Origin of the sequence: Rhizobium sp. NPDC090275, assembly GCF_044772225.1 — a bacterium.
Classification (GTDB): domain Bacteria; phylum Pseudomonadota; class Alphaproteobacteria; order Rhizobiales; family Rhizobiaceae; genus Rhizobium.
In genome coordinates, this window is sequence record NZ_JBIVYL010000003.1 from 519,489 (window position 1) to 543,733 (window position 24,245).

Genomic DNA, 24,245 nt, shown 5'->3' on the forward strand with positions numbered 1-24,245 from the left:
TTCATGAAGGGTCTAAGCCGGTTGTCGGCCATGTCGGGGCTTGTGTTGGCGGCCCTGTCGCTTGGCGGCTGCAACATTCTCGTGCCCGATACCGGCGCCACCGATCCGGCCCGTTTCGTGCAGGAAACCTATCCTGTGTTCTACAAGCCGCCGGGGATCGATCCCGATCGCGTCCGCCCGGTCAACGCGCCGATCCCGCAGCGCCCCGGCGTCCCCGCGACGATCTACAACCAGACCTATGGCATCCCCGGCGCCACCCAGATGCGCACTTACGGCATGCCGTTGATCAACCCCGTCAGCGCCGCGATGTATGGCGAGGTGAGGGACAACGACTTCACGCTGCCTGCCATTCCCGTCAGCCGCGTCGATCCTGTATACATGCGCCAGGAGGTCGATTACCCCTCGACCGAAAAGCCAGGCACCATCGTCGTCAACACCAAGACCAAGCACCTCTATTTCATCGAGCCCAATGGCAAGGCCATGCGCTATGGCGTCGGTCTCGGCCGCGAAGGCTATGCCTGGTCGGGTCGCGGCGTCATCCAGTGGAAGCAGAAGTGGCCGCGCTGGACGCCGCCAGATGAGATGGTCAAGCGTCAGCCCGATGTCCGCTCGTTTTCGGCGGCCAATGGCGGCATGAACCCCGGCCTTGGAAATCCGCTCGGGGCGCGCGCCATGTATATCTTCAAGAATGGCGAGGATACGCTCTACCGAATCCACGGAACGCCCGATTGGGAGTCGATCGGCAAGTCCACTTCGTCGGGCTGCGTACGCATGATGAACCAGGACGTCATCGATCTGTACGACCGCGTTTCCGCCAAGTCCGAGATCGTGGTGATGTAGCCGCGCAACAGGCGGCGTGAGAACGTCGCCACAAGCGGGCACACGTCTTCGTGAGGTTCTGGTTTATTTAGCATAACGGGATAGTTTCCTTGAATTGTGACTAGCGTTGAACAACCCTCCAGGAAACGACGTTCGCCGTTTCCGCGCTTAAGGAAAATTGACCCTCGTTATGAGCTTTGAAAAATCCATATCCCGCCGCAACTTTCTATCGCTTTCAGCGGTAACCGCGGCATCGGCGCTGGCAGGGTGTGCCTCCACTTCGGGCACGAGCCCGTCGTACGGCCAGCCAATGGCATTCCCGAATCCGATCCGTGCCTTCCAGACGACGCCGGCGCCCACCGATGCCGAGCTCGCTGTCATGTACGGCCCGGTCGAGGATGGCGGCTTCCTCATTCCGCCGGTTCCCTACCAGCAGATCGATCCGCGCTACTATCGCCAGCAGGTCATCGATCCGACCGGCGAGCGCCCCGGCACCATCGTCGTCGATACCCCCTCGCGCTTCCTCTATCTCGTCCAGCCGGGCGGGACCGCGATGCGCTATGGCGTCGGCATCGGCCGCGAAGGCTTCGCCTGGCAGGGCGATGGCGTCATCCAGTGGCGTCAGAAGTGGCCGCGCTGGAAGCCACCGAATGAGATGGTCGCCCGTCAGCCGGAACTTGTGAAATATTCGATCGAGAACGGCGGCATGGAGCCGGGCCTGAAGAACCCGCTCGGCGCCCGCGCGCTCTACATCTTCTCGGGCGGCCAGGACACGCTCTACCGCCTGCACGGCAATCCGGACTGGCGCTCGATCGGCAAGGCCGTATCGTCGGGCTGCGTCCGCCTGCTCAACCAGGACATCATCGACCTCTACGACCGCGTGCCGAACAAGGCGCCGATCGTCGTCAAGCAGTAAGTCTCTGCCTTCGTCTCTCCCCGATCCGGGGAGAGACTTTTCGCGCCGGCCCCAAAATTCCTCGGCTGCGCGCTCCAGGCTCTCCTCATCCCCAGAATGCCGATTTCGACGCTTCCGTCATCGCGTCGGCGCGCGACACGCCAATATCCTTGAGCTCGTCATCGCTGAGTTCGCTGAGCGCCGCCCGTCCGCGTCGCTTCCGGCAGCGTGTCTCGATACTTTCCATGAGGTTTCGCGCCGCCTCCGCAAGCGTTGCCAGCAATCCCGCCACGCGCGACTGGCTTGCTCTTTCGTCCGATGTGTCGGTCGCCATCTCTTCTGTCTCCGTATTGGCCTGTACCGACAATGCGCTGGATATATCCCGCAATGAAGCTTATGCATCTTATGCAAACCATAAGAGAAACTTCGCATGGCATTCGGTTTCGATCAGCTGCAGACCTTCATTCACATCGCCGAACTCGGAAGCTTCACCGCCGCCGCCGACAAGGCGGGGGTGACCCAGCCCGCGGTCAGCCTGCAGATCAAGCTCTTGGAACAGCGCCTTGGCGTGCGCCTGATCGAGCGCGTCGGACGCCGCGCGCAGCCGACGGCGGCCGGTCTCGAATTTCTCGACCATGCGCGGCGGATCATGCGGGAACTGGCCGATGCCGAGGAAGCGATGACGCCGCACAGGAATGGCGAGAGCGGCCGCGTGCGCATCGGCAGCGGCGCCACCGCCTCCATCCATCTGCTGCCGCTGGCGATCTCGCGCGCCAGGAAGAAGATGCCCGGGCTCGAAATCACCGTCCGCATCGGCAACACCGACGACATCCTGCGCGATCTCGAGACCAACGCGCTGGATGTCGCGGTCGTGACGTTGCCGGCGCCCGGCCGGTCCTTCGAGGTCGAGGCCTTCTATGACGACGAGCTGATGGCGGTTGCGCCGCGCGGCTCGGCCATCCCGCATGGCGGCCCGGACGCGGCCTTCGTCAACACCAAGCCGCTGCTGCTCTACGACGGCGGCAACACGAGGCGGACCATCGATGAATGGATGGGGCAGGCCGGTCTGGTCGCCCGCCCTGTCATGGAGTTCGGCAGCGTCGAGGCTATCAAGGAGCTGGTGGCGGCAGGCCTCGGCTGGTCGATCCTGCCCGGCCTGGCGCTGAAACGCGACCGCGCCGGCTTCCTCGAAACCGCGCCCGTCAGCCCGCCGCTGGTGCGCAAGCTCGGAATGGTCGTGCGCCGCGACAAGAATCTGAGCCGGGGCCTGCGGGAAATGATGAAGTCACTGCGCGAGGCCGGGTCGTAGAGCGACCATCGCCCGGCGTCGGCAAGCGGCTATGCCGTCGGCTGTTCGATCCCGTGGATCTGGCGGATCTCGGCGGCGACGAGCTCCTGCAGGCGCCAGAGGTTTCGGTCGTGGATGCCGAAATTCTCCAGATGCGTGACGGTGTTGTAGAGATATTCGGCGCAGGAGCCGACATAGCCGCAGGCGCGCGCCAGCGTGGCGGCCACCAGGGGCAGGGGCTGCTTGCGGTAGATACGGTTGCCCGTCGGCCCGATCCAGAAACCCAGCGCCCGGGCCCGGCCCTCGGGCGTCTTCACCGGCAGCCATCTTATAGTGTCGATGTGCTCGCGGTCGCTGATTTCGCGGCGCAGCAGCCGGGAAATCTGCGCGGCCCGGTCTCCCTGAGGCAACTGGTACATCATGCCATCGCATTGCCCGCCGCGATCGAGCGCCATCATCAGCCCAGCCTGCTCGGGCGAGCCGCGCCAGCTCTTGATCTCCAGACAGAAGGAGCGATGCCAGCCGAGAGCCGTCGCGCGGCTCTGGTCGACGAACTCGAATTCCGGTTTCCAGATCAGCGATCCGTAGGCGAAGACCCAGAGCGGCTCGTCGCCGCTCTCTTCCGTCAGTCGCGCGGTGAGCGAGGCGAAGTCGTCGTCCGTCAGCGTCGTGCGGCGCGGATCCGGGCCGGGATCGACCTCTTCGCGGTAGCAGAGTTGGACAAGATCGGGTGTGAGGCACATGGTGCGTGGTTTGGGCATGACATCTCGCAATTCCTCCCGACTGAACTGCGCGAACAGGTGTCGCGGCTATAAAATTCGCAAACTATCCCTCGGTGTCAACCCGCTTGTCGGCTGAGCGAGGGAATGGGGCGGCTACCGCATCTCGGTCAGGTTGCCGCGCAGGCCCTGCAGCTTCTCGCGAATATCGGCCATCTCTTCCAGCGTGCAGCCGATCGCCTGGCCGATCTCGCCCATGATGTCGTCCACCTGCGACCGCATCGCGTCGCCCTCAGCCGTCAGCGTGACGATCACCTGCCGCTCATCCTTGGGGTCGCGGGTGCGCACGATCAGCCCGCTCTGCTCGAGGCGCTTCAACAAGGGCGAGAGTGTGCCCGAATCGAGATCGAGCTGCTCGCCGATCGTCTTCACCGGCAGCGCCGACTTCTCCCACAAAACCAGCATGACGAGATATTGCGGATAGGTGAGGCCCACCTTGTCGAGGATCGGCTTGTAGGCGCGCGTAAAGGCGTGCGCCGTCGAATAGACCGCGAAACAGAGCTGTCGCTCCAGCCGCTTTTCCTCTTCCGGAATTTTCATCGTCTTGGCCATCTGCACTTTGGTCATCGTCTTTCCCCGATACCGCATTGTCGTCTTTTCGGATTTCGAATGCAATTTGCAAAATTCACTTGCGTACAATTTAATTGCGCGATATACAAAATCCAACCCCAACCAAGGAGACTCACATGCCGATCCTCTACACAACCAAAGCTTCCGCCACCGGTGGCCGCGCAGGCCGCGCCGTTTCCGAAAACGGCGTTCTCGATGTTACGCTGACGGTTCCGAAGGAGCTTGGCGGCGACGGCGCAACGGGCACCAACCCGGAACAGCTCTTCGCGGCCGGCTACTCGGCCTGCTTCCTCGGTGCCCTGAAATTTGTCGCGGGCCAGCAGAAGGTCAAGATTCCGGAAGACACGACCGTATTGGCCACCGTCGGCATCGGCCCGCGTGAAGATGGCGGCGGCTTCGGCATCGAAGTGGCGCTGACGGTCCATATCCCGGGCCTCGACAAGCCGACGGCCGAAAAGCTGGCCGCTGCCGCCCACATCGTCTGCCCCTACAGCCACGCAATGCGCACCTCCACGGAAGTGCCGGTGACCGTCGCCTGATAAGGCGGGATTGGGCCTGGATTGCCAAAGGTGTCGTGCTCGCTTCGAGCGCGGCGCCTTTTTCGTTTCGCGGAGCGATTCAGCGCTTCGGGATTTTGAACATGTTCTAATATTCTGTTAAAGAATGCTCACTATCTCATCATACCAGTTGACGAGTGGTGGCTAATTTGACAGAAATATGTTGCTCGCTAGGGGAGGAGGCATGTCCGTTGGGGCTCGTGCAAGAAGGCGCATTCGGTAACGGGGCGCGATAAACTGCACAGGTGACGGACATAGGAGACCGACTTTCGCGGTAGGGCTAGAGATCAACATCCAGCATTCCCGACACAGCGGGGCTGCATAGCGCAAGTCGCACTCGTAGGCTCGATGGGCCGCAGCGGTCTTGTCGGGAGGACTATGTGAACGCGACGTTTAAACTATCAGACCAAGAACAGCAGGTCGAAAAATCGGCGATCCGCAAGATCTCCATTCGCCTGGTGCCCTTCATTGCATTGATGTTCTTCATCAACTTCCTCGATCGTACGGCAATCTCCTTTGCCGGCCCGAACGGGATGACGCAGGACCTCGGCATGACCGCCGCCCAGTTTGGCTTTGCCGCTGGCATCTTCTTCTTCGGCTACATCGTTCTGGAAATCCCCAGCAACCTGGCCCTCCACAAATACGGTGCCCGCCGCTGGCTCGCCCGCATCATGGTCACCTGGGGCGTCGTAGCCATGCTCTTCACCTGGGTCAGCAGCGTCAACGGCCTGTATGCGTTGCGCTTCCTGCTCGGCGTTGCCGAGGCGGGCTTCTTCCCTGGCGCCATCCTCTATCTCAGCACCTGGGTCCCCGGCCGCCACCGCGCCAAGATCCTGGCGCTCTTCTATCTGGCCCAGCCGCTGACCACGGTTATCGGCGCGCCCATCGCCTCGCTGCTCATCCAGGCACACGGCCTGTTCGGCTACGAAGGCTGGCGCATCATGTTCTTCGGCGTCGCCGTTCCTGCGATCATCGTCGGCATCATCACCTGGTTCTACCTGCCTGACACCCCGACCGCCGCCAAGTGGCTGAACACGGACGAGCGTGACTGGCTGAACCGCGAACTCGCCAAGGAAGAAGCCGGCAAGATTTCGGGCCATGGCTCGATGACCCTGCAGGCACTCAAGGACAAGCGCGTCTGGCTGCTGTCGGCCATCTATTTCGGCCTGATTTACGGCCTTTATGCACTGGCCTTCTTCCTGCCGACGATCATCGCAGGCTTCGAGACCAAGTTCGGCACCAAGTTCAACGTCTTCGACAAGGGCCTGATCACGGCGATCCCGTATCTGCCGGCCGCCGTCGCACTGTTCTTCTGGAGCCGCGATGCGTCCAAGCGTGGCGTCCGCGCCTGGCACGTCGGCATCCCGGCTCTGGTCGGCGCCATCAGCATCCCGCTCGCCCTGCTGATGTCGTCCCCTGAGGCAACCGTCATCGCCATCACGCTGACTGCTTGCGCGATCTTCTCGGCGCTGCCGAACTTCTGGTCCTTCCCCTCGCGCTTCCTCACGGGTGCCGCGGCTGCCGCAGGCATCGCGCTCATCAACACCGTGGGCAACATCGCGGGCTTCGCGGCGCCCTACATCACCGGTGCCGTCAAGGATGCCACGGGTCTCTACGAGATGCCGATGTTCATCGTCGGCGCCCTGATGCTGATCTCGGCCCTTCTGGCCTTCTCGATCGGCAAGACCATCAAGGACCCCTCGGCGAAGTAAGCTTGGCCGTCACAATTATTGGCAACCCGGTCCGCACTCGCAGGCCGGGTTGTTTTCTTTTCAGGCGGAAGTTCCGCCAATCATCTTTCCATTGGAAATATAATCGCTATATTGTTTCCAAGGAAAGGAAATCGCCATGGCCATCGCCCATCCGATATCAGGCAAGCATCCCCAGGAAGCCGTCGTCATCACCAAGGCAGCCGTTGCCGCCGCCGAGCGTCTCGGCATCAGCGCCCGCACGCTGTCTTCAGTGCTTGGCCTGTCGGAAGCCACCGTATCGCGCATGAAAAGGCAGGACTACCTGCTTGAGCGCGGCTCGAAATCCTTCGAGCTCGCCATTCTGCTGGTCCGCCTGTTCCGCTCGCTGGATGCCATCGTCGGTGGTGACGAGGCGGTCGCGCGCTCATGGCTGCGCAACGCCAACACAGCGCTCGGCGCCACGCCGCTCGAAAAGATCGTCAGCATATCAGGATTGACCGATGTCCTCGCCTACCTGGACGCCCGCCGCGCTATCGTCTGAAGCGCGACCCGTCTCCGGCCGTTTCTGGCGATTGGTGGAGGCGCAGCATCAGATCTCGACCCTGAAGATCGTCGATACGCTGGAAGAGCAGGCCCTGCTCGAAACGCTGCTGGAAGAAAGCAAGCCGGTCCTGCCGCCAGAATGCAGGGGCCTCGACTATCTCCTGGCGACACCCTTCCGCTACGGTGCCATCTATCCCCACGGCTCGCGCTTTCGCCGGGCAGGGCGCACGCTCGGCGTCTACTACGCATCGGAAGCGGTCGAGACCGCTATCGCCGAGATGGCTTTCTACCGGCTGCTGTTCTTCGCCGATTCCCCCGAAACGCCGCTTCCCGCAAACGCCGCCGAATACACCGCCTTTGCAGCAGCCATCGAGACGTCGCGCGCGATCGACCTCACCGCGCCGCCGCTCGACCGCGATCATGCGGTCTGGACCGACCCTCAGCGCTACGAACCCTGCCAGGCGCTGGCCGATGCCGCCCGCGAGGCCGATTGTCAGGCGATCCTCTACGCTTCGGTCCGCGATCCCGGCCATCGCCGCAACATCGCGCTGCTCACCGCCTCGGCCTTCGCCGCGCGCGATCCGGTGGAGCGCCAGACATGGCGCCTGCGCCTCTCCGCGTCAGGCGTTCAGGCGCTCTGCGAATTTCCAAAGGCAAGAATTGGGTTTACCCGCGCCGATTTCGGCGATGACCCACGCATCGCAGCGCGGAGCTAGGCCAGCGCCTGCAGATCCTGCCGCAGTCGTTCGGCATTGCCCTCGGGCAACGTCTTTTCCAGCGCCGCATGCGTGCTTTCCCAGATCGGCAGCGCGGCGGTCAGCACGCGCATACCCTCGGGCGTCAGCCGCAACAGTCGTCCGCGCTTGTCCCTCGGGTTCGGGAAGACCTCGACCCAGCCGCGCCGCTGCAGCGGCTTCAGCGCCGCCGTCAGTGTCGTCTGGTCCATGGCGAGCAGCTTGGCGACTGGCCCCATGGGCGGCGGCTCCGGCCGGTTCAGCGACATCATCAGCGAGAATTGCCCGTTGGTCAGCCCCGCCGGCCGCAGCGCATCATCGAACAGCCGCGCCAACGCTCGGGCGGCCCGCTGCGCGTGCAGGCAGAGACACGTGTCGCGCACCAGAAGCGTCGTCGCGAAAGGAATGTCGGTAGCGTTTGACATGTCTAATTTCTATTGATATCAATATATATAGTCAAGGAAAAGGAGAATGGACCGTTTCGGTCGCGCCGGAGGAGGGCGCACACGATGCAGAACCAAGTCGTTTCCCGCGAAGAATGGCTCGAAGCCCGCCGCGCGCTGCTTCTCAAGGAGAAGGAAGCAACGCATCTGAGGGACAAGGTCAATGCCGAGCGCATGGCGCTTCCCTGGGTCAAGGTCGAGAAGGACTATGCCTTCGACACGCCCGATGGCAAGAGATCGCTCAGCGAGCTCTTCGATGGCCGCAGCCAGCTGATCATCTACCATTTCATGCTCGGTCCCGATTGGGAGGCCGGCTGTCCCGGTTGCTCATTCCTGTCCGACCATGTCGATGGCGCGCTGCCGCATCTGAACAATCACGATGTCACCTGGGTCGCCGTTTCCCGCGCGCCCGTCGCCAAGATCGAGGCCTACAAGACCAGGATGGGCTGGAAGTTCCCCTGGGTATCCTCGGCATCGAGCGACTTCAACTTCGACTATCACGTGTCTTTCAGCCCGGAAGATCTCGGCAAGGACAAGGTATTCTACAACTTTACTTCGATCCCGCCCGAAGACGCCAATGACGAACTGCCGGGATTGAGCGCCTTCTACAAAGATGAGAAGGGCGAGATCTTCCACACCTACTCCAGCTACGCCCGCGGCCCGGAAGAGCTGATCGGTACGCTGATGATCCTCGACCGCGCGCCGAAGGGCCGCAACGAGGATTCGACGATGAACTTCGTCAAGCGCCACGACGAGTATGCCGAGGCGCCCAAGGCGTCATCCTGCTGCCACTGACGCCTGAGATCATCAATGCCTGTATCGACGCAACGAAGAACGTGAAAGGGAGATCACGATGTCGGAGACCCACGGCAAGTTCATCTGGTGCGAATTGATGACGCCCGATACCAAGGGCGCCAAGGATTTCTACACGAAGGTTGTCGGCTGGACGACGAGCGAAATGACCGTCCCCGGCATGCCACCCTATAATATCTTCGAGGCCGATGGCGTCGGCCGCGCCGGCATGATGGTCTTTCCTGCCGAGCTTGAAGGCACCGGCATCCCGCCGAACTGGACCGGCTATGTCGCGGTGGACGATGTCGACCAGAGCGCCCGGGATTTCGCCGCCAATGGCGGCTCCGTCCGCCGCCCGCCGGAAGATATCCCCGAAATCGGCCGCTTCGCCGTGGTTGCCGATCCGCATGGCGCCGTGATCTGCATCATGACCCCGGCGCCGATGGACAGCCCGCCGCCCGAGGCCGCAATGGGCGCCCCCGGCACGCTCGGCTGGAGCGAACTCTATGCCGGCGATGGCGGTGAGGCCTTCACCTTCTACGAAAAGCTCTTCGGCTGGACCAAGGACCATGATTTCGACATGGGCCCGATGGGCGTCTACCGCATCTTCGCCGAGCACGGCACGCCGGTCGGCGGCATGATGACGAAACCGGAGAATGTGCCGATGCCGGCCTGGGCCTATTACTTCAACGTTCCGGCAATCGATTCCGCCATCGAGCGGGTCAAGGCCGGCGGCGGCCAGGTCGTCAACGGCCCGATGGAAGTGCCCGGCGGCAGCTGGGTGGTGCAGGCGATCGACCCGCAGGGCGCCTTCTTCTGCCTCGTGGCGCCGGGCCGCTAGACGCCTGCGCAAGCTGCCATCACGCACCGAATGCAACTCGAATCGGCCCCGGAAACGGGGCCGTTTCGCTGTGGCGAAATAGCCTCTATCGTTCTATTTTTATTAGAATTTTACCGACTAAGCGCTTTTGCGGTTAACCGTTCTTAAACATTTCTGGGTGGATGCATAACCGGCTATATCGGCGCCTATAGGGCAGTATTGCTTTTGTATCTTCGGCAGAATTATTTGGCCTCAGTTTGTCATTGGGGTATTTTGTATGTCTATCGAAGATTCTCGCATCTCTGCCGTTGAAAATGAAACCGCATCGCATGACTTGATCTCCGATATTCATCAGGATGCCCGCCTGCAGACTTCCGCCCTAGGTGGCGTCGAGGTCGCACAGGCCGATACCACTCAGCCGAGCGATCAGCAGGGCGCCCAGTCGACTGAAACGACCGGCCGCTTGCCGGCAGCCCAGGACGCAGCCGCCGCAGCACCCGCTGGCCAGGTTGTCCCGGATCAGAACAACATCGCCCATCTGCCGGCCGGCACCGCCATCGACGATATCCACGTCCGCGGCAACGACCTCGTCCTCGTCCAGGCCGACGGCACCGAGATCGTCATCGTCAACGGCGCGCTCCACGTCCCGACCTTCCTGCTCGGCGAAGTCGAGCTTCCCCAGCAAGCCGTGATCGCCGCGCTCGAACAGAGCAACATCAACGTCGCCGCCGGCCCCGACGGCTCCTACTCCGCCAGCTCCTCCCCCTCGAGCTCCGGCGCCAACTTCCAGGACACGACACCAGGCAACGGCGGCGACCCGACGCAGCTGGCGTCGCTGCTGGCCGATACGCAGCAGGCCGATAACGCGCCCAGCCGCACGCCGGACGAGCAGAACGGCGTTCCGGTCATCACCACAAGCGGCCTTCTCACCGTTACGGAAATCACCGATGCCAACGGCGCCTTCTCGACCCAGGTCGTCAACGGCCAGTTCGGCTTCATCCCCGGCAAGGACTTCGGCGTCATCACCGCCGTCGGCCTCTCCGATTCCCTCAATATGGATGAAGGCACCCAGAACGGCACGCATGTCGATCTGACCTCCAACGGCCAGCCTGTCGTGGTCACCATCAACGGCCTGACCATCACTGGCTCGGTCGATGGCCAGCCGGTCTTCACGCTGACGGTCACCAATACCCTGACTGGCGCCTACACCTTCACGCAGTTCGGCCCGCTCGATCATCCCGACCGGGGCGAAAGCGGCGCCGATGACGTGCTGCGCCTGCAGTTCAGCTACACCGTCACCGACAAGGACGGCGACAGCGTCACCGGCATCGGCTCGGTCGATATCCGCGATGACGCGCCTGTTATCGATCCCACGGCGAAGAGCCCGGATAGCGCAGTCAACGAAAGCGGCATCACCGGCGGCGAGAGCCATCCCGCGACCACGGCCTCCCTCGGTATCGACTGGGGCGCCGACAAGGGCAGCAACCGCGACGTGACCTTCGACGCGCAGAACGCGCCGACGGGCCTGACATCGCATGGCGAGCAGATCCATTACCAGATCTCCGCGGATGGCCACACGCTGACGGGCTACATCGTCGTCCCGGTCCACGAAGGCGAGCTCTCGGGCCTGCAGACGGTTCCCGTTTTCGTCGTCACCCTTAATCCCTCTGCTGCCAACGGCGCCTACACTTTCGAACTGCTGCAGAGCATCGATCACCCGCAGACGGCAGGCTCTGAAGGCGGCGAGGGCTCCGAAGGTGGCATCCGTCCGCTGGCCGTGACGCTGAGCCAGGACGAGCAGATCGGACTCAATTTCCAGGTCACGGCCAAGGATGCCGATGGCGACACGCTGCCCGTCAACTTCACCGTCACGGTCAACGACGACGTCCCGACTGCCAACACCGTCACCAACGAAACCATCATGCAGGACGACCTGCAGACGCTCTTCCCGGGCAACAGCAACCTTGGCGTAACGAGCGTCAAGGGTGAGGCCGGCGCCCTGTTCACGACGGGTGCCGACGGCTTCAAGAGCATTGAGCTCGGCGGCGAGCAGATGAGCTTCTCGGCCATCTACAAGACCGACAAGGGCTTTGCAGCCCAGGAAAGCGTCAGCTGGGGTGAGGGCGTCGTCAAGGGTGGCGTCACCACCTTTACGGCGACCGGCAACGACAGTCACCAGACCGTCGCGACCTTCATCGTGCATGCTGATGGTTCTTATGAATTCATCGTCAGCGCGCCGATCGTTCACAGCGGCAGCGGCCAGGACGATTTCGGCCTGACGGTCAACTTCACCGTCACCGATGGCGACGGCGACACCTCGCATGGCTGGCTCGACGTCACCATCAACGACGACGCACCCACGGCAAGCACGGTAAACGTAGAAACCAAACTCGACGACGACGCACAGACGATGTTCCCCGGCAATGCCGGTGGTGATGGCGACGTCGCCGACGCCAAGTCGATCTCCGGCGAGGCCGGCACCCTCTTCAAGGCTGGCGCCGATGGCATCCAGAACGTATCCTTCACGGCTCCGACGGGCATTCAGGCTATCCATGACGTCAACGGCCACGGCGTCGCCGAAAACCTCGTCTACACCACCACCACGGACGAAAACGGCGCGACGATCCTGACGGCGACCGGCGCGGACAGTGAGCACGTCGTGTTCACGCTGACGGTCAAGGCCGACGGCAGCTACACCTTCGACCTCTCCGCGCCGCTGGTGCATGGCACCACGGGTGCCACGGAAGACAACCTGCCTGTCACCATCGGCTTCGAGGTGACGGATGGCGACGGCGACACGGCCTCCGGTTCGCTCACCATCAACGTCAATGACGACGTTCCCACCACGACGGGCACGGTCGTCACTGTGACCGCCGATGAAGGCGATATCTCCAACCTGCTGTCTCATGGCAACTCGCCGTTCGACGGTTCTGGCGACGGCTCGTCCTCGAACTTTTCGCTTATTGGCCTCGGCTACGCCGCCACCGTTTCCGGCTCGGTCGCCTCCACGGTTGCCTTCGGCGCTGACGGCTCGGCAGCCACGGGTGCCTTCTCGTTCACGGCCGACGCCGCGGCAACGCTTGCATCCCTCGGCCTCTCCTCCAAGGGAGGCCAGCTCTCCTATGCCGTGATCGGCAACACCATCGTCGGATATGTCGACAACGGCAGCCACATCTTCAACATCAACGTCGACCGCCCGGTTCTGTCCTTCACGCTGAACAGCGATGGCAGCTTCAAGTACCAGCAGTACGACCAGCTCGACCATGCAACCGGCAACGGCGCCAACACCGATTTGAAGTCCGGCGACAGCACGGTTTCCGGCATCGACTTCGGCTCGGTCATCAAGGCAACCGACGGCGACGGCGATAGCGTCGTGATCGGCGGCAAGCTCGTCGTCACCGTCACCGACGACGTCCCGACCGTCTCGATCTCGCTCACCGGCCGCACCGTCATCCACGACGAAACCTCTGGCCGCGACGCAAATAGCAATGACAGCACTGCAAGTGCAGCAAGCAGGGCGTTTGGCGGCCTGGAAACGGCCGAAGGCATTCATGCGCTCGGTTATGCCCGCAACGGCAACGCCATCGTCAACTACGGCTCCAGCGTCGGCACCGACGAGCCGAGCAAGGTCTCGCTGACGCTGCACGTCACCAGCGAAGCATCCGGCCTGAAGACCATCGATAACGAAGCGATCACCCTGCACGAGGAAGGCGGCCTGGTCGTCGGCCGCGACACGCACAACGAAGTTGTTTTCGCGATCAGCCTCGACAGCGAAGGTCGCGTCAGCATCGCGCAATATCAGGCGATCCAGCATCCTGTCGGCACCGATGCCAACGATCTGGTCAATCTCGCCGGCAAGATTTCGGCTGTCGTCACGGCAATCGACTATGACGGCGACGTGGCCACCAAGTCCGTCGATATCGGCGGCCAGATCCAGTTCCGCGACGACGCGCCGGTTCTCTCCGGTTCCTCCGTCACGGTTACCGCCGATGAAGGCGACATCTTCAACGTCCTGTCGCAGGGCAATAGCGCCGAAGACGGCACGCATGACGGCTCCTCCTCGGATTGGTCGTTGCTCGGCCTCGGTCTTGCAGCAACCGTCTCCGGTTCGATCGCATCGACCGTCTCCTTTGGCGCCGACGGCGCTGCCGCAGGCGGCGGCTTCTCCTTTGTCGCAAACGCCACAAGCACGCTGACGGCTCTTGGCCTGTCGTCGCAGGGCGGCCAGCTCTCCTACGCCGTGGTCGGCAACATGATCGTCGGCTACGTCAACGTCATCGGTCAGGGCTACAACCCGCTCGTCGACCGTCCGGTCCTGTCGCTGACGCTGAACAGCGACGGCAGCTTCAAGTTCCAGCAGTACGACCAACTCGACCACGTTGCCGGCAACGGCACCAACACCGACCTGAAGACCACCTCCGGCTCGCTTGCCGGCATCGACTTCGGCTCGGTCATCAAGGCGACGGATGGCGACGGCGACAGCATCACCCTGGCTGGCAAGCTCGTCGTCAAGATCACCGACGACGTCCCCACCGTCTCGATCTCGCTCACCGGCCGCATCGTCACCCATGACGAAAGCATCGGCGTCATTAACGGCGACGGGAGCGACGACACGACGTCGCAGAGCGTCAAGTCGATCTTCACCGCTTTCGAGAACAGCGATCACGCGACAGCGCTCGGCTATGCCCGCGAAGCGGGTGCGATCGTCAACTACGGCTCCAGCGTTGGCACCGATGGCCAGGGCAAGACCACGCTGACCCTCAGCGTCACCAGCAGCGAATCCGGCCTGTTCACGACGGCCGGCAAGGCGATCACGCTCTCGATGAGCAACGGCCTCGTCATCGGCCGCGACAGCGACGGAAAAGCCGTCTTCGCCATCAGCATCGACAGCGATGGCCGCGTCAGCATTGCCCAGTACCAGGCGATCAAGCATCCAGATGGAAGCAACGCCAACGACCTGGTCGATCTGACAGGCAAGATCTCCGCCGTCGTTTCCGCCACCGACTATGATGGCGACACGGTCACCAAGTCGGTCGATATCGGCAAGCAGATCCAGTTCCGCGACGATGCGCCGGTTCTGAAGGCTGTCAGCAGCGTCAGCCTCAGCGAGGACGATCTCGCCAACGGCTCGTCTCCCGACGGCACGCATCTTTCCGTCAAGGGCGATCTCGACATCTCGCTCGGCGTGGATGGCGGCAAGGTCGTTCTGGCGGCCGATGGCGCCAAGTGGGACGATGCAAGCAAGACCCTGACGGCCGGCGACGGCTCCTGGAAGGTTACGCTCGGCAACGACGGCAAATATACCTTCACGCTGCTGCACAACACGGCTCACACCGGCGCCGGCGCCGACGATCTGAAGATCGCCGTAACCTACACCGCGACCGACAATGACGGTGATTCCATCACCGGCAATTTCAACGTCACCATCAAGGACGACGTGCCGACGGCAAGCTATTCCGGTCGCATCACGGTTCAGGAAACGGCCAACACCGATGGCTCATTCCACCAGACCTCGGCCACCGGCACCATGACGTTCGTGGCCGGCGCCGATGGCGCAAAGGTGACCGCGATTTCCTACGGATTGGGCACGAACGCAGCTCCGATCGTCGCCGACGAAGATGCGGACTCTTATACCGCTAAGGCCATGACGTCGGGCGGCCAGGCGGTTCACATCGTCGAATCCGCTGATCACCTGACCCTGACCGGCGTCCGCGCCGACGGCCTGACCGTCTTCGTGGTCGAGGTCACCAATGCCGCGACCGGCGCATACAAGTTCACCCAGTCGCTCCCGCTCGACCAGCCGGACAAGAACGAAACCGGCTCCGCCGATGGCATCCTGCTGAAGATCGGCTTCACCGTCACCGACGGCGATGGCGACACGTCGAGCAGCAGCCTGCAGATCGCCGTCAACGACGACGGCCCGAAGGCCTACTTCTCCAACACGGTCACCGTGACCGAAGCCGGTACCGACAACGGCCAGTTCATCCAGCAGAGCGCCGATGGCAAGCTGCTCTTCGACGGTGGCGCTGATGGCGCCCAGATCACCAGCATTGTCTACCGCTTCGGCAACACGATCATGGAAATGCCGGAAGCCCAGGGCGAAAGCATCCGCTGGCCGGCGCTGACGTCGAACGGCCAGGCGATCACGGTTACCACCTCCAGCGATGGCCTGACGGTCACCGGCAAGGTCGGCAACGTCGAGATCTTCTCGCTTCATGTCACCGACGTGAAGACGGGTGCCTATACCTTCACCCAGTCCGGCCCGATCGATCATCCGGATAAGGGGCAGTCCGGCGCCGACGATTCGCTGCGCATGGTCTTCGACTTCGTCGTCACCGACAAGGATGGCGACACCGCGACCAACGCCGTGCAGGTCGATATCCGCGACGACGCACCGACCGCGGGTTATGCCGGACGCATCACCGTCCAGGAAACCGTCAACACCGACGGTTCCTTCCACGAGACCTCCGCCACCGGCACGATGAGCTTCCACGCTGGTGCCGACGGCGCCAAGATCACCTCGATCGCCTACGGCTTGAGCGGCGGCCCTTCGAACCCTGTCATCTCCGATGCCAACGAGACCAAGTTCACGACTGTTGCGCTCACGTCAGGTGGCCAGCAGATCCAGATCCAGCAGGTCGATGCGCTGACCCTCGTCGGCAAGCTTGCCGACGGCACGCAGATCTTCAAGATCGAAGTCACCAACGCAGCGACGGGTGCCTACAAGTTCACGCAGCTTGGCCCAATCGACCATCCCGATGGCGCCAACACCGGTGCGGACGACGGCCTTCGCATGAAGATCGTCTACACGGTCACGGACGCAGACGGCGACAGCGTCAACGGCAGCGTCCAGATCGACATCAACGACGGCGGCCCGACCATCAACGGCACGGCGCATGCCGTGAACCTCCTGTCCAACGGCGATTTCACTAGCGGCACCTGGGCGCACCCTGAAAGCTGGGGTGCATGGGCGACGGAATCCACCGGCTGGAAGATCGAAGGCACCGTTCCCGGCCAGACCGGCGTTCAGCTTGAAAAGATCGTCGGAACCTACTTCGGCCTCGCTTCGTCGAACGGCCATCCGATGGTCGATCTCGGCGCCTCGCCGGGCAACATCGCGATCTCGCAGAACGTCGCCGGCCTGACGGCTGGCGACAAGTACACGATCAGCTTCGAAGTCGGCTCCTACGATCCGAACTCGTCGGCTCTAGAGGTTCACTGGAACAACCAGGTCTACACAATCCCGGTAACCGGCGCGATGAAGGTCGTCACCCTCGATGTGGTGGCGGGCAGCGGCACCAACACGCTGACCTTCAAGGAAGTCGGCTTTGCCAACGACAACACCGGCACCTATCTCGCCAACATCAGCCTGACGCATGGCGCGCCGGTTCCCGTCTTCACGGCAACGACCGGCGAAGACGACGGCCAGATCAAGTTCAACCTTCACGAAGGCACCGACTTCTCGTTCGGCGCTGACACGAAGGGTGAGGTGAATTTCGACACGACGCATGTCACAATCACGACGCCGTCGGGCACGACGATCACGCTCGATCAGGGCGCCTATCACTACGACAAGGCCACCGGCGCATTCACCATCACCCCCGGCTGGCACTTCAACGGTCTGAGCCAGGGCGAACTGGCGACGATCACCATCTCGTTCACCGTCAAGGACGGCGACGGTGACATCAAGTCGGCCGTGTATCAGGTCACGGTCACCGGCAACAACGACCTGGTGACGACCTCGGTGGGCTTCCCCGACGGCGGCACCATCACCGAATACCAGGCGACCGACATCCGCGCCGGCTCGACCACGGATCGCACCGAGTTCGACGCACCCGCAGGCTACGCCGGCTATAATGGCGGTGGCTTCTACATCTACGACGATCAGGGCGACAAGCACACCGTGACGGTTGCCGCCGGCGGCACCGGCTACTTCGGCACGCTCACCGCTGCCGTCGGCGAGGAAACCGCCAATGACGGCGTCGGCTGGGTCGACTGGAAGTATCACGTCAACGACGCGACGCTGAACCAGCTCGCCGAGGGTGAAACCCGCACCGAGGTCTTCCACGTCACCATCGACGACGGCCACGGCTCGACCACGACCCGCGACATCACCGTCAAGCTCGTCGGCACCAACGACAAGCCGGTCTTCGACATCGTCGACCCCGCTGCAGGCGCGGTCACCGAGGATACCGCGCCAACGGCAAGCGGCACAATCGCCTTCACCGACGCCGACCTGATCGACACCCATACCGCGACCGTAACGGCACCGCAGGGCCCGACCTACGGCACCTTCACGCTCGGCGCCGTCAGCGAATCCGCCACCACGGCGGGCGGCAGCGTCGGTTGGACCTACACGCTGAACAGCTCGGCTCAGGCTTTGGCTGAAGGCGACGTTCGCACCGAAACCTACAAGGTCTCGATCGACGACGGCCATGGCGGCGTGATCACCAAGGACGTGACGATCACCATTACCGGCACAAACGATGCCGCCGTGATCGGTGGCACGACAACGGGTTCGGTGACCGAGGACGTGGCGACCATCAACCTCTCGACGCCGCTCTACAAGGAAGACTTCAGCGGCAACAACGCCGCCAGCGGCTGGGGCAGCAACGCCCTGTTGCAGACGCGTGGCTTCTCGCAACACGTTTCCGAAAACAACTTCGGCAACTACGACGGTCAGCAGTCGATCGCCAAGACGATCGTCTTCGCACCGGCAGGCGCCGGCCCGGCAACGGCTCAGATCGATTTTGATTTCATCAAGATCGACAGTTGGGACAGGGGCGAGCACTTGAACGTCTACCTGAACAACGGCCTCGCATTCGCCTTCACGCCGAAGAATACCGGCAATGACGGTCTCGACGGCACCACGGGCACGTTTACGGCAGGCGGCATCACCGGCACCTACGTCATCACCTCGAGTGGTGTCGACACGCAGCTGGGCGGCAGCGATAGCTATCTCGACCGCATCTACCACATCACCATCATCGCCGAAGGCGCCGGTAATCAGGTTACGCTCGGCTTCGGCAATAACCTGAACGAGGACTACAGAAACGAAGACTTCGGCATCGACAACATCGTCATTCGCGATGCGGCCGCCTCCAAGCTCTTCGCGCAGGGTGACCTGACGGTTGTCGACGTCGACCACGACCAGTCGAGCTTCGTCGCCCAACAGGCGACGGCAGGCACGGCGGGCTACGGCGTGTTCACGCTGACCACCGGTGGCCATTGGACGTACACCGCCAACAACAGCAACCCTGCGATACAGGCGCTCAAGGCTGGCGAGCAGGTGACCGATAGCTTCACCGTGCAGTCGATCGACGGCACGTCGAAGGTCGTCACCGTGACCATCAATGGCACCAACGATGCACCGACGGCGATTGCCTTGTCGAACAACACAGTCGACGAAAACGACACCGGAGCCATCATCGGCAAGCTGACAACCACCGACAAGGATATCGGCGACACCTATAGCTACACGGTATCGGACAACCGCTTCGAAGTGGTCGACGGCTCCTTGAAGCTGAAGAGCGGCGTGTCGCTGAACTACGAGGCGGAACACTCCGTCAACGTCACGGTAACGTCGAAGGATAGCGGCAACCTCACGGCATCGCAGACCTTCACGATCCAGGTCGGCGACGTCAATGAGAAGCCGAACGCAGGTTCCGACTTCACGGTGAACGCAGCGGAGAATGTCAGCGATACGACGGTTCTCGCCAAGATCACGGCGACGGATCCGGATGCCGGTCCTCAGAACCTGAAATACTCCATCGCTTCGGATGTTTCCGGCAAGTTCGAGGTCAATCAGACCACCGGCGAAGTCAGCCTGAAGTCCGGCGCCAGCCTGGACTACGAAACGGACAAGCAGCACGTCGTGACGGTTCGCGTCACCGATGCCGGCGGTTTGACCGATGATGTTCAGGTCACGATCAAGGTCACCGACGTCAACGAGAAGCCGGATGCAGGCGCCGACTTCACGGTCAGCGCTGCCGAAAACGTTGGCGATACTGTGGTTCTCGCCAAGGTCACGGCGACGGATCCGGATGCCGGTCCTCAGAACCTGAAATACTCCATCGCTTCGGATGTTTCCGGCAAGTTCGAGGTCAATCAGACCACGGGCGAGGTCAGCCTGAAGTCCGGCGCCAGCCTGGATTACGAGACGGCCCAGCAGCACGTCGTGACGGTTCGCGTCACCGATGGCGGCAATCTGAGCGATGATGTTCAGGTGACGATCAAGGTCACCGACGTTAATGATGCCCCTGTAGGCAAGAATGGGACGGTCACCGCGACGGAAGACACAGCCTACGTCTTCAAGAGTTCGGACTTCAGCTTCACGGATGCCGATGGCAACGGGCTCAAGGGTGTCAAGATCGCGACGCTGCCGACGAATGGCACGCTGAAGGTCGATGGAAGCGTGGTCGTGGCAGGTGCCGAAATTTCGGCGGCCGATATTGCTGCGGGCAAACTGACGTTCACCGCTGCTGCCAACGCCGCCGGCATGAACTACGCCAACTTCACCTTCCAGATCCACGACAACGGCGGCACGGCGAATGGTGGTGTCGATCTGGATCCGACACCGAAGACGATTACCGTCAATGTGACGGCGGTGGATGACGGCGTTGCGCTGCTGACGCTTGCCAACTCGACGCATCCGAATGCGGCTGCGCCGACCGTCGGCGATGTTCTGACGGCGAAGTTGGGGAACGATCCGGATGGCGCAAGCTCGGGCGTGACCTATCATTGGTTAAAGGACGGCACCGCTATTACAAGCGCGACCGGCTCGACCTACATACTGACCAACGCCGATGTCGGAAAGCAGATCTCGGTTTACGTCACCTATACGGATGGCCAGAGCTTCCCCAGCACGACTGATACGGTTCAAGCTGGTACGGTCGTCTCGGCCAACCATGCGCCGACCGGAGCTGACGCAACGGTCAATATCATCGAGGACGTGTCACACACTTTCGCAATCAGCGAATTTGGCTTCAAGGATGCTGACAACGATACGCTGACAAGCGTTATCATTAAGGCGTTGCCCTCTCCCTCTGCCGGCACATTGCTTTACGCTAATGCTGCCGTCGCTGTCGGACAGGCGATCACAGCTGCGGATATTGCTGCCGGCATGCTTGTATACGTGCCGAAGGATGATCTCTTCGACAATAAACAGGGCAGTCACGACACGAGCTTCAGCTTCCAGGTTAAGGATTCTTCCGGGTCTATTTCCGCAGCGGATAACAAGATCACGCTCGATCTTAGCCGGACGGACTATCTGGATGTGTCGATTGCCAAGAACAGCACCCAGTTGTTCAATTTATACGGGTACGACGACGGCGAGCACGTTTCGGTGGTCGGATCGACAGGAACAGAAACCGTCTCACTCGACACTGCTTATTGGTGGTATACGAACTTCACGCAACTCGACGTTTCTCGCGTGGACGATAATCTTGAAATCAGCTGGTCTTCAAGCGATGGCAACCGCAGTCTGATGGTGCTCGATCAGTTCCGGGGCAACAGTGGGATCGAATTGCTCAAATTCAACGATGGCGGCTACTTCGCGGGCTATAGCCTGGGGAATACTAGCTATAATATTGCGTCGGGGCTGACCGGCGGCAGCGGGAATGACCTCATTGCCGGCAGCGGCGCACACGACACCCTCGTTGGCGGCGGCGGCAACGACCTGATCTTTGGCGGTGGGGGCAACGACACCTTGAGTGGCGGCCTTGGCAACGACCTGCTCGTTGGTGGTGCGGGTGCTGACAAGTTCGTGTGGGGCACCGAAAACCTGAATTCGTCGAACGCTGATGTTATTGCCGATTACAGCCTTTCGGAAGGCGACAAGATCGATCTGCAGAACCTTGTGCCATTGATCGCAAACAACAAGTCCATCTCGGATTACGTCAGGCTGTTCGATAACGGCTCGGTCCTGCAGGTCCAGGTCTTTGTCAGCGGGCAGAATGGTGGTTGGACGACGGCCTACACGCTGGCCGGTGTTCGCACCAGCGGCGTGGACTCCGTTCGTATCCATGCCGCTGGCCAGGACTACATCTTCACGGATGACGGAAAGAAACCTGTCGCCTCCGCCATCGACCCCATCATCCTCGACCTCGACCACAACGGCATTGCCCTGACTACCCTCGAGCATGGCGTCTCCTTCGACATCAATGCCGATGGTCACCAGGACAAGATCGCCTGGACGGCCGGCACCGATGGCATCCTGGCTTACGACGTGGATGGCAACGGCAAGATCGACAATGGCAGCGAGATCTTCTCGCCGCACTTTGCCGGCGGCAATTATGTCGATGGTCTGGCTGCGCTGGCGACGCTCGACAGCAACCATGATGGCAAGATCGATGCCAATGATGAGGCCTTCTCGAAGCTCACCATCTGGCAGGATCTGAACCACAATGGCATCAGCGATGCCGGCGAGCTTTCGAGCCTGGCGGACCACCAGATCGCCAGCCTGTCGCTCGATGCGCATGCATCCGACAGCGCGATCAACGGTCAGGCGATCCTGGCCGATGGCAGCTACACGCTGACGGATGGCTCCACCGGCCACTTTGTCGAGGTTGCCTTCGATGCCACGCTCGGCAGCGCGGACGACAACCATGCCTACTCGTTGATCGGCAGCGATGGCAACGACACGCTCTCGGGCGCCGGCGGCATGTATACGCTGACGGGTGGCGCAGGCGCCGATACCTTCGTGCTCGATGCCGATGCGCTTTCGGATGTGAAGATCGCCGACGTGATCACCGACTACAAGGCCGGCGACGGCGACACGCTTGATGTGTCGAAGCTCCTCGACAGCCTGCTCGGCCACCAGGCGACCGAAGCCGAGGCGCTCTCGAGCGTCAAGACGACGGTCCAGGGTGCCGACACGGTGGTCAGCGTCAACGCCAATGGCGGCTGGCACGACGTGGCGGTCCTCCAGAACACCACGGAAGCGGTCAAGATCCTGTTCGACGACAAGCACGACACCACCACCGCGCCGCATGTCGGCTAACGGACAGGCGGAATGCTCCGCCTGACATGACAAGGGAAAGGCGCGCGAGCGCCTTTTTCGCGTTTTGAGGGGCATGCGCGAGGCGAGGGGTGGGCGGCTCCCCACCGCCGTGCGATCGAGATACGGAGCCTGGTCTGGCAGTCGGTCGTTGCGGCCAGCCTGATTGCGCGGTCGGCCGATCGCGAATGAAACCACGTGGACTGTTTCGCTTCGCATGGCGGCAAGTGTAGCGATGCAAGTGGCTGGTACGGCGCGGCGGATCTTGTTGGCGCGGCAGGTCTTCGCCGTTGCGGCAAGCCGCTACGATTGGGATACGCCTCCAGCCTCAAGCCTCCACTTAAGCCTCTAGCTTGCGTTCGCCGGTATTGACGCCTGCATCCGCCACCATTCCAACGCCTGGCCGAAACCGCGATCCACGTGCCAATCACCCAAACGAAAAGAGGCGCCCCATGGCGCCTCAAGATCACGTCGCGATTGTTGCCATCCGCCTCAGCCCTCAGGCCGCAGGCAGTCTGGAGATCGGCACGGCGTCGTCCGCTTCGCCGCCGCGGTCCATGGCCATTTCGTCGGCCAGCTGGCGGATGTGGTTGAAGTCGGTGGGGCCGTCGAAAACCGCGCCGCCGAGGCGGATGTCGAGTGAAAGCGGTGCGTCGCCGGCGGTGAATGCCGCCTGTTCGCAGCGGCGGCGGATGCGCATGCCGACATCCTGGGCGTTTTCGATCGTGGCGCCCGGCAGGAACACGCCGAGCTCGTTGGTGGCAAGCCGCGCGACGAGATCGCCCGAGCGCACCGAAGACTGGGTGATCGCCGCGAGCGACTGCATCACGGTGTCGGCCCATTGCGGCCCGTAGCGGCGGCTGATGGCGTCCAGCGTGTCGATCACGACCGCGATCATCACGCCGCCGGCGTCAGTAGAGATCCGCTTGCGGCGGTCGATATAGTGTTCGACGGCGGCCGCGAAGGCTGTTCCGTTGAGCGTCTTGGTAACGCTGTCGTGCCGCTGAGAATAGTTAACGGCGTCCTGCAGTTTTCTGAGCTCGTTATTCTTGATTTGCAGCATCATCAGCAGCGGAAATGCAACAAAAAGCGAAATAGCGGTGGCTCCGACGAATCCAACCAAAAATGGTCGCTCCGGCATCAGAAGGTTTAAGATAAGTAAAAAACCGACCGAGCAGGCCGCGAAGCAGATCGAAACGATCGCGGCGATGCGAAGAGCGGAAAGGTTTGTTGCGGATTGGTAACTCTGACGGAATTTCATCGCGGGGCAGGTCCCTGTGGAAGTAACGGCAGATAAACACGGACGGGAAAAGTTGG

General features: G+C 62.2%; 15 protein-coding genes. 10 read left to right on the forward strand and 5 right to left on the reverse strand.

Translation table 11 applies throughout. The features are described from left to right. Positions 1-3 precede the first annotated feature (3 nt). Both ACIQUB_RS10555 and ACIQUB_RS10560 read left to right on the forward strand, forming a co-directional pair. Positions 4-840, forward strand: a complete 837-nt coding sequence (locus ACIQUB_RS10555; protein WP_113008843.1) for a L,D-transpeptidase — start codon at positions 4-6, stop codon at positions 838-840. A gap of 169 nt (positions 841-1,009) precedes the next feature. Continuing rightward, on the forward strand, positions 1,010-1,735 hold the full coding sequence (locus ACIQUB_RS10560; protein WP_113235677.1) for a L,D-transpeptidase: 726 nt from the start codon (positions 1,010-1,012) through the stop codon (positions 1,733-1,735). A gap of 85 nt (positions 1,736-1,820) precedes the next feature. Here the strand turns inward: ACIQUB_RS10560 and ACIQUB_RS10565 are convergent, their stop codons facing one another. Beyond that, positions 1,821-2,048, reverse strand: a complete 228-nt coding sequence (locus ACIQUB_RS10565; protein WP_113235678.1) for a DUF1127 domain-containing protein — start codon at positions 2,046-2,048, stop codon at positions 1,821-1,823. Between the two features lie 96 nt (positions 2,049-2,144). Between ACIQUB_RS10565 and ACIQUB_RS10570 the strand changes: the two genes are divergently transcribed. After that, the gene (locus ACIQUB_RS10570; protein WP_113235679.1) at positions 2,145-3,023 is read left to right on the forward strand and encodes a LysR family transcriptional regulator; all 879 of its coding nucleotides are present in this window, start codon (positions 2,145-2,147) and stop codon (positions 3,021-3,023) included. A 29-nt stretch (positions 3,024-3,052) separates the two neighbouring features. Here ACIQUB_RS10570 and ACIQUB_RS10575 read toward each other — a convergent pair whose 3' ends face one another. Together ACIQUB_RS10575 and ACIQUB_RS10580 are read right to left on the reverse strand one after the other, a co-directional pair. Continuing rightward, a complete protein-coding gene (locus ACIQUB_RS10575) occupies positions 3,053-3,763 on the reverse strand; it encodes a gamma-glutamylcyclotransferase (RefSeq protein ID WP_402929384.1) in 711 nt (236 codons plus the stop codon). A 114-nt stretch (positions 3,764-3,877) separates the two neighbouring features. Continuing rightward, complete coding sequence (locus ACIQUB_RS10580) at positions 3,878-4,348, reverse strand: MarR family transcriptional regulator (protein ID WP_113235681.1); 471 nt, start codon at positions 4,346-4,348, stop codon at positions 3,878-3,880. 119 nt (positions 4,349-4,467) lie between these two features. On the opposite strand from ACIQUB_RS10580, the gene ACIQUB_RS10585 reads away from it, so the two are divergent. From ACIQUB_RS10585 to ACIQUB_RS10600, 4 genes are all read left to right on the forward strand, one after another. Continuing rightward, positions 4,468-4,890: an organic hydroperoxide resistance protein gene (locus tag ACIQUB_RS10585; RefSeq protein ID WP_113235682.1), complete on the forward strand. Its 423-nt coding sequence runs from the start codon at positions 4,468-4,470 to the stop codon at positions 4,888-4,890. Positions 4,891-5,288: 398 nt separating this feature from the next. Beyond that, positions 5,289-6,620, forward strand: a complete 1,332-nt coding sequence (locus ACIQUB_RS10590; RefSeq protein ID WP_402929385.1) for an MFS transporter — start codon at positions 5,289-5,291, stop codon at positions 6,618-6,620. Between the two features lie 136 nt (positions 6,621-6,756). Then, on the forward strand, positions 6,757-7,140 hold the full coding sequence (locus ACIQUB_RS10595; RefSeq protein WP_113235684.1) for an MbcA/ParS/Xre antitoxin family protein: 384 nt from the start codon (positions 6,757-6,759) through the stop codon (positions 7,138-7,140). After that, positions 7,100-7,858, forward strand: a complete 759-nt coding sequence (locus ACIQUB_RS10600; RefSeq protein WP_113235685.1) for an RES family NAD+ phosphorylase — start codon at positions 7,100-7,102, stop codon at positions 7,856-7,858. Before ACIQUB_RS10595 ends, ACIQUB_RS10600 begins: the two co-directional genes overlap by 41 nt. Here the strand turns inward: ACIQUB_RS10600 and ACIQUB_RS10605 are convergent. Further along, positions 7,855-8,301: a MarR family transcriptional regulator gene (locus ACIQUB_RS10605; protein WP_113235686.1), complete on the reverse strand. Its 447-nt coding sequence runs from the start codon at positions 8,299-8,301 to the stop codon at positions 7,855-7,857. The genes ACIQUB_RS10600 and ACIQUB_RS10605 overlap by 4 nt on opposite strands. 84 nt (positions 8,302-8,385) lie before the next feature. On the opposite strand from ACIQUB_RS10605, the gene ACIQUB_RS10610 reads away from it, so the two are divergent. The 3 genes from ACIQUB_RS10610 (at position 8,386) to ACIQUB_RS10620 (ending at position 22,931) form a co-directional block, all read left to right on the forward strand. Then, complete coding sequence (locus ACIQUB_RS10610) at positions 8,386-9,114, forward strand: thioredoxin family protein (RefSeq protein ID WP_113235687.1); 729 nt, start codon at positions 8,386-8,388, stop codon at positions 9,112-9,114. A gap of 58 nt (positions 9,115-9,172) precedes the next feature. Next, positions 9,173-9,952: a VOC family protein gene (locus ACIQUB_RS10615; protein WP_113235688.1), complete on the forward strand. Its 780-nt coding sequence runs from the start codon at positions 9,173-9,175 to the stop codon at positions 9,950-9,952. Positions 9,953-10,208: 256 nt separating this feature from the next. Next, a complete protein-coding gene (locus ACIQUB_RS10620) occupies positions 10,209-22,931 on the forward strand; it encodes a DUF5801 repeats-in-toxin domain-containing protein (RefSeq protein ID WP_113235689.1) in 12,723 nt (4,240 codons plus the stop codon). A 496-nt stretch (positions 22,932-23,427) separates the two neighbouring features. On the opposite strand, the gene ACIQUB_RS10625 is transcribed toward ACIQUB_RS10620, so the two are convergent. Beyond that, on the reverse strand, positions 23,428-24,189 hold the full coding sequence (locus ACIQUB_RS10625; protein WP_113235690.1) for a GGDEF domain-containing protein: 762 nt from the start codon (positions 24,187-24,189) through the stop codon (positions 23,428-23,430). Between the last annotated feature and the right edge of the window lie 56 nt (positions 24,190-24,245).